Source organism: Rhodoferax sp. GW822-FHT04A08 (genome assembly GCF_058801025.1).
The window spans coordinates 315,638-330,139 of record NZ_JBXAMW010000004.1; the positions used below are offsets into that span (position 1 = coordinate 315,638).

Below are 14,502 nucleotides of genomic sequence, written 5' to 3' on the forward strand. Positions count from 1 at the left end.
CAGAAAAAAGCAAAAGGTTCAGATGCGTTGGTCTTGTTTGGCAGCCTGCAATCCGGCGTGGGCCGCGTTGACTTCGGGGCGCGCCGACACTTCGGGAATGCCCACTTCCCACCAGCAACCGCCCTCCTGGGTGGTGCGGGTGTGGGTGGTGTCAATCACCAGCACCTGGGTGCGCTTGGCAGCACGCGCTTTGGCCATGGCGCTCTTGAGCTCGGCCACGTTCTTCACATGCACGGCGTCTGCGCCCATGGAGACCGCGTGCATGGCGAAGTCGATCTTGCTGGCTTCGCCGCCTTCGACCACGCAGTCATCCAGCAGGTTGTTGAAACGTGCGCTGCCGGTAGCGGTCTGCAGGCGCTGGATGCAGCCGTAGCCGCGGTTGTCCAGCACCACGACGATGAGCTTCTTGCCCAGCAGCAGTGAGGTGGCCAGCTCGGAGTTCGCCATCATGTAGGAGCCGTCGCCTACGAATGCAATGACTTCCTGCTCAGGCCGCGCCATCTTGACGCCCACCGCACCTGCAATTTCGTAACCCATGCAGGAGTAGCCGTATTCCATGTGGTAGTTGCCGGGGCTGGATGCGCGCCACAGCTTGTGCAGCTCGGCCGGCAAAGTGCCCGAGGCGCCCACGGCCACGTCATGCGTACCGCTGTTGCCACCGGCGTCGTTCAGGGAGTCACGCACGGCGCCAATCACTTCGGCGTCATAGGGCAGCGTACCCGGCTCGGGCACATGCGTGGTCAGCGTGGTGACGGTCTGCACCCAGTCGGCAGCCTCGCGTTTGGCGCGTTGGGTCCAGGCGGCGTCGGCGGTCCAGCCATCCAGTGCGGATGTCAGTTGCGCCAGCCCCACGCGGGCGTCTGCCACCAGCGCGGTGCCGCTCCACTTGCCGGCATCAAACGGTTGCACGTTCAGGCTCAGCAGCCTGGCTGCGGTAAAGAGGGCGTGCGAACCGGTGGTGAAGTCCTGCAGGCGCGTGCCCACCGCGAACACCACATCGGCATCGCGCGCCAGGGCATTGGCGGCAGGGCCGCCGTCCACACCGATGGCGCCCAGGTTCAGTGGATGGTCCCATTCCAGGGCACTCTTGCCACCGTGCGACTCGACCACGGGAATGCCAAACTGCTCGGCAAATGCGCGCAGGCCGGTACTGGCCTGGCTGTAGAGCACACCACCACCGGCCACGATCAGAGGCCGCTTGGCGGACTTCAACAGCGCAGCTGCGCGTTGCAATTCGTGTGCATCGGCGGGCGGGCGGCGCAGGCGTATGACTTCGGGTTCAAAGAAGCTGGCCGGATAATCAAACGCATGGGCCTGCACGTCCTGTGGCAAGGCCAGGCAGACCGGGCCGCAGTTGGCCGGATCGGTCATGACCTGGATGGCGCGCGGCAACGCGGTCAGCAGTTGTTCGGGCCGGGTGATGCGGTCAAAGTAACGCGTGACCGGGCGGAACACGTCGTTGGCCGACACGTCACCCTGCTGGAAGTTCTCCACCTGCTGCAGCACCGGATCGGGTGCGCGCGTGGCAAAGGTGTCGCCGGGCAGCAGCAGCACCGGAATGCGGTTCACGTGGGCCACCGCCGCAGCCGTCACCATGTTGGTGGCGCCCGGGCCAATGCTGGTGCTCACCGCCATGATGCGCTGGCGCAGGTGCGCCTTGGCATAGGCTACGGCGGCATGGGCCATGCCCTGCTCGTTGTGTGCGCGGTAGGTGGGGAGCTGTGCGCGCTCGGCCCACAGGGCTTCACCAAAGGCGGCCACATTGCCGTGGCCGAAGATGGCGAACACGCCGCCGCAGTAGGGCTGGATGCTGCCGTCATCCATTTCCACGCGCAGGGCTGCCAGGTACTTGGTCAGGGCCTGCGCCATTGTCAGTCTCAGGGTCTTCATGGTGTGTCTCTGCTGTGTTTGTTCTGTAGGTCAGGCCACTGCGTGTGCCATGCTGCGGCGGTTGCGCCACGCATCCACCAGCACGGTGTAGTTGGCCGCCACCCGGTTCACGAATGTAGCGTCATCGATGTCCCCCTTGAGCCATTGCAGGGATTCCGTGGCCCACAGGCTGCGGCCCACCATGAAGCCCTTGACGATGGGGTTGGTGGCGTGCCGGAAGCTCTCCACCAGGTGCGGAATCGGCTGGTTCAGGCCCAGGATCACGGCGCCGCGGCAATGCGGGTCGCGCTCGGCCACCAGTGCCTCCAGGCAACGCCAGCCCGCGGCCTGCATGGGTGCGAGCTTCCACCACTCGGGTTTGACGCCGATGTTGTAGAAGCGCTTGACGGCGCGCAGCACCGCCGCGTCTTCCTGGCCGGCCACGGTCAAGGCCTTGGGCAGGATGATTTCCAGCAGCAGCTCGTTGCCGCTCTCGCGCGTGGCCTCCCACAGCTCCAGCACCTTCTGCTCCTGCTCCAGGCGCAGGGCAAATGCATCATCCGGGTGGTAGTGCACCAGGCACTTCACTACGTGCTCGGTGGGCCAGTGGATCAGTGCGCTGCCCACGGAGCGGGTGCCATCAAAGCGCAACGGGCGTGAGCCGGGCAGCTCCACCGGGCGCCCCACCCACCAGCCGCGGCCGGTGGCGCTGGCCAGCGCGTCGCGGCCATAGTCGCCACCGTCGATCAGCACGCCGGTGTGGCCCTGCATCTGGCGGCTTGTCTCCACCTGGTCAGCGGCTTGCACCAGCAGCTTCTTGAGCGCGGGAATGCGTGCATCGGAAGCACCGGCCTCACGGGCCAGGTCATAAAACTGGCTGCGATGGTCAAACGCCATCACGCACAGCTCGTCCCATTGCGGGCGGGCAATGCTGACGCGGTGCAGGTGCGCCAGCTGCTGGTCGGCATCGACCTTGGGGTTGCGCTGGCCGCCAAACCAGTGGGCCAGCTCGGTCGGTGTGGGCATGGCGGCGGAGCAGGCGTGGCGCGACACCACGATGGCACCGCAGGCATTGGCCACTTTGGTGGACTCGGCCCAGTCCTTGCCCTGCAGCAAGGTTGCCATCAGGCCGGAGAGGAATGCATCGCCAGCGCCCAGCACGTTCAGCACTTCGACCCGCTCGCCACGGTAGGTGGGCGCGTCTTCGATGCGGTCGGGAATGGCACCTTCGATGACACAGCAGCCCAAAGCGCCGCGCTTGACCACCAGGGTGGCTTTGGAGACGGCGCGCACGGCTTTCAGGCTAGCAATGATGTCTTCGCCTGCGCCACCGGCAATGAAGAACTCTTCCTCGGTGCCCACCAGCAGCTCGAAGTGCGGCAGCATTTCCTGCAGCTGCGCCGTGACGTGGGAATCGGCCACAAAGCGGTTTTCGCCTGCGCCACGCGAGGTCAGGCCCCACAGCACTGGGCGGTAGTCAATGTCCAGCACCCGCACCACGCCATGTTTGGCGGCATAGTCCAGCGCGGTCCGCGAGGCCTTGCGGGTGACCGGCGTGGACAGATGGGTGCCGGTGATGGCCAGGGCGCGGCATTTGGCGATGAAGGATTCGTCGATCTGCGCCGCGTCAATGGCCATGTCGGCGCAGTTCTCGCGCACAAACAGCAGCGGGAAGGTGTCGCGGTCCTTCAGGCCCAGCAGCACCAGGGCGGTCAGGCGCTCCGGGTCCACCTGTACCTGCGACACATCGCAGCCTTCGGCCTGCAGGCTCTGCGTCAGGAAGCGGCCCATCTGCTCGTTGCCCACGCGGCTGATCATGGCGCTCTTCATGCCCAGACGGGCTACGCCGAAGGCCAGGTTCCCTGAGCTGCCGCCCAGGTACTTGGCCATGCTGCGGGCGTCTTCCAGGTGGCTGCCGAACTGTTGGGCATACAGGTCTACCGCCAGGCGCCCCAGGCAGGCGAGGTCAATGGGACGGTTTTCAGGAAATGGGAAGGCTGGCATGTTGGATCTATCTGGTTGGCGTGAATCGGAACCCCGTGTGGATCAACAGCTTATGCCAGTTGCACGGAATTAGAAAAACTTTTCGATTCGCGGACTCTAAATTATATGGACAAAGATTTCGCTTGGGGTAATCACTTAGAAAATATTTTTCCTTTTTGGAAAATTCTCATTACAGTACAGCCCGTGGTGCAAAAATTTTCTGTTGATAGTGCGCCGCATAAAACCTGTTCGTTTTCGCTTCGAATCAAATACTCTGGAGACTCACCCATCATGAAGAAACTTATGATCGCCGCCGCCGTCGCAACCACCCTGCTGGCACCTCTGGCCGCGCATGCGCAAAAGATCGGTCTGGCCATGGCTGAACTCGATACCTTCCTGACCATTCTCAAGAACGGAACCGTGGATGCGGGCAAGAAGGCCGGCGCCACCGTCCAGGTGGAGGACGCACAGGGCGATGTGGGCAAGCAGCTCAGCCAGATCCAGAACCTGATTGCGCAAAAGGTGGATGCCATCATCGTCAACCCCGTGGATACCGATGCCACCCCCAAGATCACCAAGATGGTGACCGAAGCCAAGATCCCCTTGGTCTACGTGAACCGCAAACCGGTTGACTTTGAAAAGCTGCCTGCAGGCGTAGCCTTTGTGGCCTCCGACGAACGCGTCTCCGGCACCCTGGAAACCCAGGAAGTCTGCCGCCTGCTCAAGGGCAAGGGTGACGTTCTGGTGCTGATGGGCGATCTTTCCAACGAAGCTGCCCGTACCCGCACCAAGGACATTGAAGAAGTCATTGCCACCAAGGATTGCTCCGGCATGAAGATCGTGGACAAGCGCGAAGGCAAGTGGGACCGTACCAAGGCGCAGGACATCGTCACCAACTGGCTGTCCTCCGGCGTGAAGTTTGACGCCATCATTGCCAACAACGACGAAATGGCCATCGGTGCCATCAATGCACTCAAGGCCGGCAAGAAGTGGACCCCCACATCCATCGTGGCCGGTGTGGATGCCACCCCGGATGCGCTGGCATCCATGAAGGTCGGCGATCTGAAGGCCACTGTTTTCCAGAACGCAGCGGGCCAAGGCGCCGGTGCCGTGGAATCCGCCCTCAAGCTGATCAAGAAGCAACCGGTTGAACGTTTTGTCAACGTGCCCTTCGAGCTGGTCACACCGGCCAACCTGAGCAAGTACACCGGCAAGAACTAAGCGGTGGTCTCTCGCCATGCAAGCCCGCAAGGGCTTGCATGGCTGTTTGCTTTATTCAACGAGATATCAGAATGTCTGACACAGCCACACTGGAAGCCCCGCCCACGCCAGCCGCCGGATCCGGTGCGCCGCCGTTGCTGGAAATCCACGGCATCCGCAAGGGCTTCCCCGGCGTTGTCGCGCTGGACAACGTGGGTTTCAAGCTGCGCGCCGGTACCGTGCACGCCCTCATGGGCGAGAACGGCGCGGGCAAATCCACCCTCATGAAAATCATTGCCGGCATCTACATGCCGGACCGTGGTGACATCAGCCTCAAGGGACGGCGCATCACGCTCAAGTCGCCGATAGACGCGCTGAATCAGGGCATTGCCATGATTCACCAGGAATTGAATCTCATGCCCTACATGACCGTGGCTGAGAACGTCTGGATCACGCGCGAACCCCGCAATGCATTCGGTTTTGTAGACCATGGTGCGCTGTACCGCAACACCGCAGAGCTGTTCAAGACACTCAACATCGACATCGATCCGAGCGCAGAAGTGCAGACGCTGTCGGTGGCCAGTCGCCAGATGGTGGAGATTGCCAAGGCGGTGTCGTACAACTCCGATGTGCTCATCATGGATGAGCCCACCTCGGCGCTGACCGAGAAGGAAGTCTCGCACCTGTTTCGCATCATCCGCAGTCTGCGCGCCAAGGGCAAAGGCATCATCTACATCACCCACAAGATGAATGAGCTTTTCGAGATCGCCGATGAGTTCTCCGTGTTCCGCGACGGCAAGTACATCGCCACCAAACTCTCAACCGAGGTCACGCGCGACGACATCATCAAGATGATGGTGGGCCGCGAGATCACGCAGATGTTCCCCAAGCAGGAAGTGCCGATTGGCGAGGTGGTGCTGTCCGTTAAGAATCTGTGCCTGGACGGCGTGTTCAGCGACATCAGCTTTGATGTGCGTGCCGGTGAAATCGTCGGCATGGCCGGTCTGGTGGGCTCGGGTCGCTCCAATGTGGCGGAAGCGCTGTTTGGCGTGACGCCGGCCACCTCCGGAACCATTGCCATCAACGGCAAGCCCGTCAGCATCCACAGCCCGGGCGTGGCCCTGGCCAACGGAATGGCCTTTCTGACCGAAGACCGCAAGGAGACCGGCTGCTTCCTGGGACTGACCATCCAGGAGAACATGGACAGCGCGGTACTCACCCAGCGCTATGTGGCCGCTGGCTTTGTCCAGAGTAAACAGCTCCATGCCGATTGCATGGACATGGCCAAACGCCTTCGCGTCAAGACGCCCAGCATGGATGAGGTCATCCTCAATCTGTCCGGCGGCAACCAGCAGAAGGTGCTGGTCGGACGCTGGCTGCTGACCAACCCCAAGATCCTGATTCTCGATGAGCCCACCCGCGGTATCGACGTGGGCGCCAAGGCAGAAATCCACCGCCTGGTTTCCGAGCTGGCGGGCCAGGGCGTGGCGATTCTGATGATTTCCTCCGAAATGCCTGAAGTGCTCGGCATGAGCGACCGCATTGTCGTGATGCACGAGGGCCATGTATCCGGCATTCTGGACCGCAAAGATGCAGACCAGGTTTCCATCATGGATCTGGCTGCCAAATAGATTTTTCAAAGATGACCACTATGACTACCTCCACTGCACCGTCCAGCCCTTCGGTAGGCGCTGGTGCCAAATTCAAACTGCCACCCGAGGCCAGCATCCTGATGGTGCTGATCGGCATCAGCCTGTTCTTTGAGGCGCTGGGCTGGTATATCAACGGGCAGAGCTTCATCTTCAATGCCGAGCGTCTGCAGATCATCATCCTGCAGATGTCGGTGATCGGCATCATCGCAGTCGGTGTCAACATGGTCATCATCACCAGCGGCATCGACCTGTCTTCCGGCTCCGTGGTGGCAGCTGCCGCGGTGGTCTCTGCCAGCCTGGCACAGGTGTCGGACTTCCCGCGCGCGGTGTTTCCGCAGCTGACCGATTTGCCGGTGATCTGGCCCGTCCTGGCGGGCATGACCGTGGGCCTCTTGATTGGTCTGCTCAACGGCTCGCTCATTGCCTTCACTGCCATTCCGCCCTTCATCGCCACCCTGGGCACCATGGTGGCAGCGCGTGGTTTTGCCAAGTGGTTTACTGGCGGCATGCCGGTGAGCATGCTGACCGATGACTTCGCCTGGATTGGCTCCGGCGCAAATCCGGTGTACATCTTCCTGACGATTGCGGTCATCTTCCACATCGTGTTGCGCTACACCCGCTTTGGCAAGTTCACCTATGCCATAGGCGCCAACCGCCAGGCCGCACGTGTCTCGGGCATCAACGTCAACCGCCACCTGGTCTACATCTACACCATCGCGGGCTTGCTCAGCGGCATTGCCGGCAGCGTGACGGCGGCGCGTGCCATCTCCGGCCAGTCCGGCATGGGTGTGATGTATGAGCTGGACGCGATTGCTGCGGTGGTGATTGGTGGCACATCCCTGGTGGGTGGGTTGGGTCGCATCACCGGCACGGTGATCGGTGTGCTGATCCTGGGCGTGATGATGTCGGGCTTCACCTTCATCCGCATCGACGCCTACTACCAGGAGATGGTCAAGGGTGCCATCATCGTAGTGGCTGTGATTGCCGACCAGTACCGCAACAAGAAACGTGGACGCTGAGGAATTGCGCCGCGCGCCCTTTTGCGCGGGTCAGACGTTTTCTGAGGTGTAAATCTCGAACGGCAGGATGAAGGGCTGGGCCAGTACCGGTGTCTGCCCGGCTTCCAGCATCTGCAAAGCCTGCAGTAGCACGCGCACGGTGGTGTCGGTGAGCGCGACCAGCGGGGTCTGGATGACCAAGTCGATGATGCCGTCCACTAGGCCCAGCCGGTGCGCCGGCGTGAGCTCGTGGCACACCAGCACGATGTTGCGGCCGGTCGCTTCTTCGCGCAGGGCGCGTACGATGCCCACTGCGCCGCCACCTGCCGAGTCGTACAGGCCGACCAGATCGGGGTTGCGCTGCAGCAGCCCCACCGTGGCCTCGTAGGCGGTCTGCTCGTCTTCCAGATTGACCTGTGCGTCCAGCACGCGCAGCTGCGGTGCGTGTTCGCGCAGGGCCGAGCGAAAGGCCATTTCGCTGATCTCCTGCCCCTGGTAGCGGTGGCTGCCCACGAACACGCCCACATCCCCTTCGCCGCGCGACAGGCGCCGCACCGCCCAGGCCGCCGTGCGGCCACGCTGGCGGTTGTCTATGCTTACGCAGCCCAGGCGCTGTGGTGCACTCAGGTCGGTCAGCAGGGCCAGCACCGGGTGGCCTTCTGCATGCAGCTGCGCCACGGCGCTGTTCACGTGCGGGTGGTCCAGCGCCACCACGCCCAGTGCGTCGCAACGGCGCCCCAGCTCCAGCAGCTTTTCGCCGATGGCCACCGGCTCCAGGTCATCCACAAATTCGATCACGGTGGTGCTGCGTCCGTCGGTCTGCCGCTGCACCGCATCGCGCAACGCTTGGGCAAAGCTTTGGTAGAAGGGCGAGGCGCGCTTTTGCAGGCAAAAGCCCAGGCGCCGGCTGGCGCCGCGTTCGGGCAGGCGCTGACGCATTACATGCACCGCGTGGTAGCCCAGACGTTCGGCCGCTTCGATCACCCGCAACGCCGTGCCTTCCCGCACCGGCAAGCGGCTGTTGAGCACGCGGTCCACCGTGGCAGTGCTCACACCCGCCGCTTCGGCAATGGCCTGGATGGTGATCTTGGGTTTCATGGCGGCCCCTGTCTGCAAGTCATGCAAGTTTTCAAAGTCTGATTTTGATAGCTTTTGATGTGATTTGATGGTTTGTGATTGGAAAAAATTTTCAAATCGATACCATTCGCGGAAATCCAAAAACAGGAGACCAACAGTCATGAGCCTTGCCAGCAATCCCGCCCAGATGCAGTCGCCCGCGCCGCGCAGCCGTGACGACTACCGCCTCATAGGCGGAGCCGCTGAGCGCGCAGCTGCCGCCCGACTGGTCAACGCCCAGTGGTACAAATGCCCTGTACCCCGCCCGGTGATGAAGGGCCTGATGCAGCGGGACGACGCCCATGCCCTGCGCGACACGGCGCTTTGGTATGCGCTCATCATCGGCAGTGGTGCGCTATTCGCATATGGGTGGACCGCCGGTTGGGGCGCGGTTGCATTGTTTGCCGCCTACTTTGTCTACGCCACCTTGTATTGCGGTCCGGCCGACAGCCGCTGGCACGAGTCCAGCCACGGCACCGCTTTCAAGACGCGCTGGATCAATGATGTGCTGTACCAGTGCGCATCCTTCCAGGTGCTGCGCCGTCCCACACGGTGGCGCTGGAGCCATGCGCGCCACCACACCGATACCCTGGTGACCGGGCGCGACCCGGAAATTGCCGCGCCGGTGCCTGTCGATTGGGCCTCCACGCTGCTCAACTTGTTTGCCATCCTGAACGGCCCCAAGGAAATGGTTGCGGTATTGCGCAATGCCTGCGGCAGCATCAGTGCAGAGGAGAAAACCTTTGTGCCCGAAATGGAGTGGCCCCGCATGGTGCGTGAGGCGCGGCTATGGGTGCTGGTGTATGCCGTGGTGATGGGCAACGCCTTGGCGTTGCAGAGCTGGTTGCCGGTGCTGCTGATAGGCCTGCTGCCCGGCATGCTGGGCGCCTGGCTCTACAACTTCTTCGGGCTGACGCAGCATGCGGGCATGCCCGAGAACGTGCTGGACCACCGCCTGAACTGCCGCACCGTGTACATGAATCCGCTGTTCCGCTTTCTGTACTGGAACATGAACTACCACGTGGAGCACCACATGTTCCCCATGGTGCCCTACCACCAGTTGCCGCGGCTACACGAAGCCATCCAGGCCGATTGCCCGCCACCCTACGCCAGCACCATCGCCGCCTACGCCGAAATCCTGCCCACCATGTGGCGCCAGGCCAAGGACCCCTATCACTGCGTGCGCCGCACCTTGCCTGCACAAGCCGCCTGAACCCTTTACGGAGACAACCACCATGAGCCAATGGATTACCGCCTGTGCCTTTGACGATATCGACGATGAAGACGTGGTGCGTTTCGACGCAGACGGCCACACCTACGCCGTGTACCGCGTGGAGGACAAGGTCTACGCCACCGACGGCTTGTGCACCCACGAACAGGTGCACCTCTGCGATGGTCTGGTGATGGACCATGTGATCGAATGCCCCAAGCACAACGGCCGCTTTGACATCCGCGATGGCCGTGCGCTGGGCGCGCCGGTGTGCATCAACCTCAAGACCTATCCGGCCAAGGTGGAGGGTGGCATGGTGCTGGTTCAGGTGGACTGATGCCTTGACCCTGATCGCGCAAGTTGTACTTGGGCGACGGAAAATTGCCCTCCACTTTAGGAGGCTGTCATGAAGTTGAACCAATGGTTGTGCGCAACCTTGTTGCTGGGCTTGGCCGGGTCCGCCAGTGCGGCGGGAGTCGTCTCCAGTTCCCCACCTCCCATGGCCGAGCAGCTGGCGGCCGCGCGCAAGATGATGGATGGAAAGGATTGGCGCAATGCCGGCTACCAGCTGGAGCAGGCGCTGAGGATGGAGCCCAGGAATCCGGACGTGCTCAATCTGCTGGGCTATTTCAATCGCAAGAAACCTGCGCCGGAGCTGGACAAGGCCTTTGACTTTTACAAGAAGGCGCTGGCAATTGACCCCAACCACAAAGGCGCGCATGAATATATCGGCGAGGCCTATCTGATGGCCAGGCAACCCGAGGAGGCTCAAAAGCACCTTGCCATGCTGGAGTCCATTTGCGGCAATCGGTCGTGTGAGGAGTACGAGGACCTGGCCGAAGCCATCAAGAAGTACCAGCCCGTCCAGTAGCGCCATTTTGTTGGCGCGCCTCGGTGCGCGCGATCTCAGGGGACGGTAAAAACCCTGATTGATTTAATTATTGATGTACATAAACTGAACATCAATCAATTATCAATCAGTCATGGCAACCACCGTCACCATTGCAGAAATAGCCAAGAGCGCAGGCGTAGGCACCGCCACCGTGGACCGGGTGTTGAACGGGCGCTCCGGGGTGAATGCAGAGACCGAGCGCAAGGTACTGGACGCCATCAATGCGCTGGGCGCGCCCACCGTGACCCGGGGCCGGCCGCGCAGCAAGGGCAACTTCAAGTTTGCCTATGTCCTGCCCGAAGCCAGCACCCCGTTTCTGGACGACCTGGAGCGCCATATCGCGCAGACCGCAGGTGACTTTCGGCACCAGCACATCACCGAGCTGACCTATCGCTTTCCTGCCGAAGACCCGGCGCGCTTTGCCCAGGAGCTCTCACGCGTGACCGACTGCGACGCCATCGTGCTGGTCGGGCCGGATGTACCCGCCGTCAAGCTGGCCATCAACGACCACGTACGTGCAGGCGTGCACGTGGCGACGCTGTTTACCGATGTGGCCGGCTCCATGCGCCAGGCCTTTGTGGGTGCCGACAACCGTGCGGCCGGACGTACTGCGGGTTTGCTGCTGGCGCGCATGGCAAGCCAACCCCAACGCAACCGCCTGCTGCTGCTGTCGCAGACCACGCGCATGTCCGCCGAAATTGAACGCCGCATCGGCTTTGTGCAGGTCATCGAAGAACGTTTTCCGGCCCTGTCGGTGGAGCGCCTGTCGGACATCCCCGCCGATGACGACCAGGCCTGCAAGGTGCTCAGTGACTATTTCAACAGCGGTGTGGACCTCTCCCGCATCAGCGGTGTGTATTGCGTGGGCGTGGCCACGGCCGGCATTGCGCGCGCGCTGGCCCAGGCCGGCCTGACCGATGACGTGGCCCTGGTGGCGCACGACCTGACTGCGGCGCACCAGTCCATGCTGATCCAAGGCAGCCTGGCCTATGTGCTGCACCAGGATGTTCATTACTGCGTTCTCACGGCAGCGCGCGTGCTGCGTGGCCTGTGTGAAAACGTGCGCGGTGTGCAAAGCGTGGTGCAACCGCGCGTGGAGATCTTGACTGCCGAAAACCTGCATTGAAACGGCGGTGGGATGTTTGTTGAGTGAGAGTCCCTTCAATACATATTTACGAGGAGAACGGTTCATGAAAGCAATGTTGAAAAAGCTGCCGACGCTGGCGTCCATGGCAGTGGCCACCGCACTGAGTCTGGGCGCCGGCGTGGCACAGGCGCAAGACAAGACCATCACCCTGTGCTGGGCCGCATGGGATCCGGCCAATGCGCTGGTCGAGCTGTCCAAAGACTTCACGGCGCAAAGCAAGATCAAGATGAAGTTCGAGTTTGTTCCATGGCCCAACTTCGCCGACCGCATGCTCAATGAGCTCAACTCCAAGGGCAAGCTGTGCGATGTGATCATTGGCGACAGCCAGTGGATCGGTGGCGCGGCCGAGAGCGGCCACTACGTCAAGCTCAATGAGTTCTTCGACAAGGAAGGCATCAAGATGAGCGACTTCGCACCCGCCACCGTGGTGGGTTATGCCGAGTGGCCCAAGAACACACCCAACTACTGGGCCCTGCCCGCCATGGCCGATGCGCTGGGCTGGACCTACCGCAAGGACTGGTTCAACAAGCCCGAGATCAAGGCTGAGTTCAAGAAGAAATTCAACCGCGATCTGGAGCCGCCCAAGACCTGGAAAGACTTCAAGGAAGTGTCCGAGTTCTTCCAGGGCCGCATGATCGACGGCAAGAAAGTCTACGGCGCCTACATCTTCACCGAGCGCGGCTCCGAAGGCATCACCATGGGTGTGAGCAATGTGCTCTATCCCTTCGGCTTCAAATACGAAGACCCCAAAAAGCCCTATGCGCTGGACGGCTTCGTCAACTCCGCCGATGCCATCCGCGGGCTGGAGTTCTACAAGTCCATCTACAAGGGCAGCACGCCTCCGGGGCTGACCAACTCCTACATGGGCGAGGGGCTGGACGCCTTCAAGTCCGGCCAGGTTGCGATGATGATGAACTGGTTTGCCTTCTTCCCGGGTCTGGACAAGGACCCCAATGTGGGCGGCGCCAAGATCGGCTACTTTGTGAATCCGTCGGACAAGGCCAAGGGCGTGCAGCTGGGCGGTCAGGGCATCTCGGTGGTGTCGTACTCGCCCAACCGCAACGAGGCGCTGGCCTACATCAAGTGGTTTGCCAACCCCGAAGTGCAGAAGAAGTGGCAAGCCATTGGCGGCTCATCCGCGCACAACGCCGTGCTCAAGGACCCGGGCTACCTGAAGAGCGCGCCGTACGCGGCAGCGTTCCAGGAATCCATGAACCAGGTGGTGGATTTCTGGGCCGAGCCTTCCTATGCGCAGCTGCTGTTGGCCGAACAAAAACGGGTGCATGACTTTGTGGTGGCCGACAAGGGCACTGCCAAGGAAGCGCTGGACGCCCTGGTGCAAGACTGGAAGAAGGTCTTCAAGGACGACGGCAAGATCAAGTAAGACCACGCCGTCTTCCTGACTCCCGTATGTGTTCCTGCTCCACGCGTGTTGCGTGGGGCAGGTGCACGGATCACCAACGCCCTGGGCCACCACCATGTCCGAATCAACACCTCTGCTTGACCGCATTGCACGCTCCACACCGGCGCCGCTTGCCAGCCGCATGCGGGGGCTGTCCGACCGCTCCATCGCCTGGATATTCATCGGCCCCACCATGCTGCTGCTGCTGGCCATCAATATCTTTCCGCTGATCTGGACCATCAAGCTGTCGTTCACCAACTACCGCGCCAACCGGCCCAATGCTGCTGTCAGCAACCTCGGCATAGACAACTATGTGTCCATCCTGACCGACCCGGACGTCTGGGCCGCCATGCAGACCACGGCGCACTTCGTGTTCTGGACCATTCTGTTGCAAACATTGATCGGTTTTTGCCTGGCCTATCTGATAGACCGCAAGTTCCGCGGCCATGGTTTCTGGACCACGCTGATCCTGATTCCCATGATGCTGTCGCCCGCCGTGGTGGGCAACTTCTGGGCTTTTCTGTACCAGCCGCAGACCGGTCTGTTCAATGCCATTGCATCGCTGCTGACGGGTGTGTCGCCATCGTCCTTTTCCATGCTGGGTGAAGTGCCGCTGGCGCCCTGGGCCATCGTCATCGTGGACACCTGGATGTGGACGCCCTATGTGATGCTGATCTGCCTGGCCGGCCTGCGCTCCATTCCCGACTACATCTACGAAGCCGCCGAGGTGGACCGCGCCTCCAAGTGGCGCCAGTTCTGGTCCATCACCCTGCCCATGGTGCTGCCCTTCATCATGCTGGCGGTGCTGTTCCGCGGCATCGAGAACTTCAAGATGTTCGACATGGTGAACCTGCTGACCTCGGGCGGCCCCGGTTCCACCACCGAGGTGGCTTCCATCACGCTCAAGCGCGAGGCCTTCGAGAAATGGCGCACCGGCTATTCGTCTGCCTTCGCCATCATTTTGTTTGTGGCCGTATTCGGGCTGGCCAACATCTATGTCAAAGCCCTCAACCACATCAAGAACCGGTAACGC

General features: G+C 61.8%; 12 protein-coding genes. 9 read left to right on the forward strand and 3 right to left on the reverse strand.

Annotated features, from left to right (window positions below; translation table 11 throughout):
* Window positions 1–18: 18 nt before the first annotated feature.
* Together iolD and AC1RMF_RS11170 are read right to left on the reverse strand one after the other, a co-directional pair.
* Entirely contained in the window at window positions 19–1,890 is a 1,872-nt protein-coding gene (gene iolD, locus AC1RMF_RS11165) for a 3D-(3,5/4)-trihydroxycyclohexane-1,2-dione acylhydrolase (decyclizing) (RefSeq protein ID WP_493141506.1), read from the reverse strand.
* Window positions 1,891–1,920: 30 nt separating this feature from the next.
* Window positions 1,921–3,873, reverse strand: a complete 1,953-nt coding sequence (locus tag AC1RMF_RS11170) for a bifunctional 5-dehydro-2-deoxygluconokinase/5-dehydro-2-deoxyphosphogluconate aldolase (protein WP_493141507.1) — start codon at window positions 3,871–3,873, stop codon at window positions 1,921–1,923.
* A gap of 270 nt (window positions 3,874–4,143) precedes the next feature.
* Between AC1RMF_RS11170 and AC1RMF_RS11175 the strand changes: the two genes are divergently transcribed.
* From AC1RMF_RS11175 to AC1RMF_RS11185, 3 genes are all read left to right on the forward strand, one after another.
* The gene (locus AC1RMF_RS11175) at window positions 4,144–5,073 is read left to right on the forward strand and encodes a sugar ABC transporter substrate-binding protein (RefSeq protein ID WP_493141508.1); all 930 of its coding nucleotides are present in this window, start codon (window positions 4,144–4,146) and stop codon (window positions 5,071–5,073) included.
* Window positions 5,074–5,144: 71 nt separating this feature from the next.
* Window positions 5,145–6,683, forward strand: coding sequence for a sugar ABC transporter ATP-binding protein (locus tag AC1RMF_RS11180; protein WP_493141509.1), 1,539 nt, complete (start codon window positions 5,145–5,147; stop codon window positions 6,681–6,683).
* Between the two features lie 20 nt (window positions 6,684–6,703).
* The gene (locus tag AC1RMF_RS11185; protein ID WP_342619973.1) at window positions 6,704–7,723 is read left to right on the forward strand and encodes an ABC transporter permease; all 1,020 of its coding nucleotides are present in this window, start codon (window positions 6,704–6,706) and stop codon (window positions 7,721–7,723) included.
* Between the two features lie 30 nt (window positions 7,724–7,753).
* Here AC1RMF_RS11185 and AC1RMF_RS11190 read toward each other — a convergent pair whose 3' ends face one another.
* Window positions 7,754–8,800, reverse strand: coding sequence for a LacI family DNA-binding transcriptional regulator (locus AC1RMF_RS11190; protein ID WP_493141510.1), 1,047 nt, complete (start codon window positions 8,798–8,800; stop codon window positions 7,754–7,756).
* Between the two features lie 139 nt (window positions 8,801–8,939).
* Between AC1RMF_RS11190 and AC1RMF_RS11195 the strand changes: the two genes are divergently transcribed.
* The 6 genes from AC1RMF_RS11195 to AC1RMF_RS11220 all read left to right on the forward strand — a co-directional run bounded on the left by AC1RMF_RS11195 (window position 8,940) and on the right by AC1RMF_RS11220 (window position 14,499).
* Window positions 8,940–10,031 carry a fatty acid desaturase family protein gene (locus AC1RMF_RS11195; RefSeq protein ID WP_493141511.1) on the forward strand — a complete coding sequence of 364 codons (1,092 nt, stop codon included), beginning with the start codon at window positions 8,940–8,942 and terminating at the stop codon, window positions 10,029–10,031.
* A 22-nt stretch (window positions 10,032–10,053) separates the two neighbouring features.
* Window positions 10,054–10,365, forward strand: a complete 312-nt coding sequence (locus tag AC1RMF_RS11200) for a MocE family 2Fe-2S type ferredoxin (protein WP_342619976.1) — start codon at window positions 10,054–10,056, stop codon at window positions 10,363–10,365.
* A gap of 69 nt (window positions 10,366–10,434) precedes the next feature.
* Window positions 10,435–10,899: a tetratricopeptide repeat protein gene (locus AC1RMF_RS11205; RefSeq protein ID WP_342619977.1), complete on the forward strand. Its 465-nt coding sequence runs from the start codon at window positions 10,435–10,437 to the stop codon at window positions 10,897–10,899.
* Window positions 10,900–11,011: 112 nt separating this feature from the next.
* A complete protein-coding gene (locus tag AC1RMF_RS11210; protein WP_493141512.1) occupies window positions 11,012–12,046 on the forward strand; it encodes a LacI family DNA-binding transcriptional regulator in 1,035 nt (344 codons plus the stop codon).
* A 103-nt stretch (window positions 12,047–12,149) separates the two neighbouring features.
* Entirely contained in the window at window positions 12,150–13,451 is a 1,302-nt protein-coding gene (locus AC1RMF_RS11215) for an ABC transporter substrate-binding protein (protein ID WP_493141577.1), read from the forward strand.
* Window positions 13,452–13,545: 94 nt separating this feature from the next.
* On the forward strand, window positions 13,546–14,499 hold the full coding sequence (locus AC1RMF_RS11220; protein WP_493141513.1) for a carbohydrate ABC transporter permease: 954 nt from the start codon (window positions 13,546–13,548) through the stop codon (window positions 14,497–14,499).
* Window positions 14,500–14,502 lie beyond the last annotated feature (3 nt).

Bases quoted from the DNA above. Each gene is read 5' to 3' on its own strand.
- iolD (WP_493141506.1), bottom strand. From the start codon at position 1,890: ATGAAGACCCTGAGACTGACAATGGCGCAGGCCCTGACCAAGTACCTG.
- AC1RMF_RS11170 (WP_493141507.1), bottom strand. From the start codon at position 3,873: ATGCCAGCCTTCCCATTTCCTGAAAACCGTCCCATTGACCTCGCCTGC.
- AC1RMF_RS11175 (WP_493141508.1), top strand. From the start codon at position 4,144: ATGAAGAAACTTATGATCGCCGCCGCCGTCGCAACCACCCTGCTGGCA.
- AC1RMF_RS11180 (WP_493141509.1), top strand. From the start codon at position 5,145: ATGTCTGACACAGCCACACTGGAAGCCCCGCCCACGCCAGCCGCCGGA.
- AC1RMF_RS11185 (WP_342619973.1), top strand. From the start codon at position 6,704: ATGACTACCTCCACTGCACCGTCCAGCCCTTCGGTAGGCGCTGGTGCC.
- AC1RMF_RS11190 (WP_493141510.1), bottom strand. From the start codon at position 8,800: ATGAAACCCAAGATCACCATCCAGGCCATTGCCGAAGCGGCGGGTGTG.
- AC1RMF_RS11195 (WP_493141511.1), top strand. From the start codon at position 8,940: ATGAGCCTTGCCAGCAATCCCGCCCAGATGCAGTCGCCCGCGCCGCGC.
- AC1RMF_RS11200 (WP_342619976.1), top strand. From the start codon at position 10,054: ATGAGCCAATGGATTACCGCCTGTGCCTTTGACGATATCGACGATGAA.
- AC1RMF_RS11205 (WP_342619977.1), top strand. From the start codon at position 10,435: ATGAAGTTGAACCAATGGTTGTGCGCAACCTTGTTGCTGGGCTTGGCC.
- AC1RMF_RS11210 (WP_493141512.1), top strand. From the start codon at position 11,012: ATGGCAACCACCGTCACCATTGCAGAAATAGCCAAGAGCGCAGGCGTA.
- AC1RMF_RS11215 (WP_493141577.1), top strand. From the start codon at position 12,150: ATGGCAGTGGCCACCGCACTGAGTCTGGGCGCCGGCGTGGCACAGGCG.
- AC1RMF_RS11220 (WP_493141513.1), top strand. From the start codon at position 13,546: ATGTCCGAATCAACACCTCTGCTTGACCGCATTGCACGCTCCACACCG.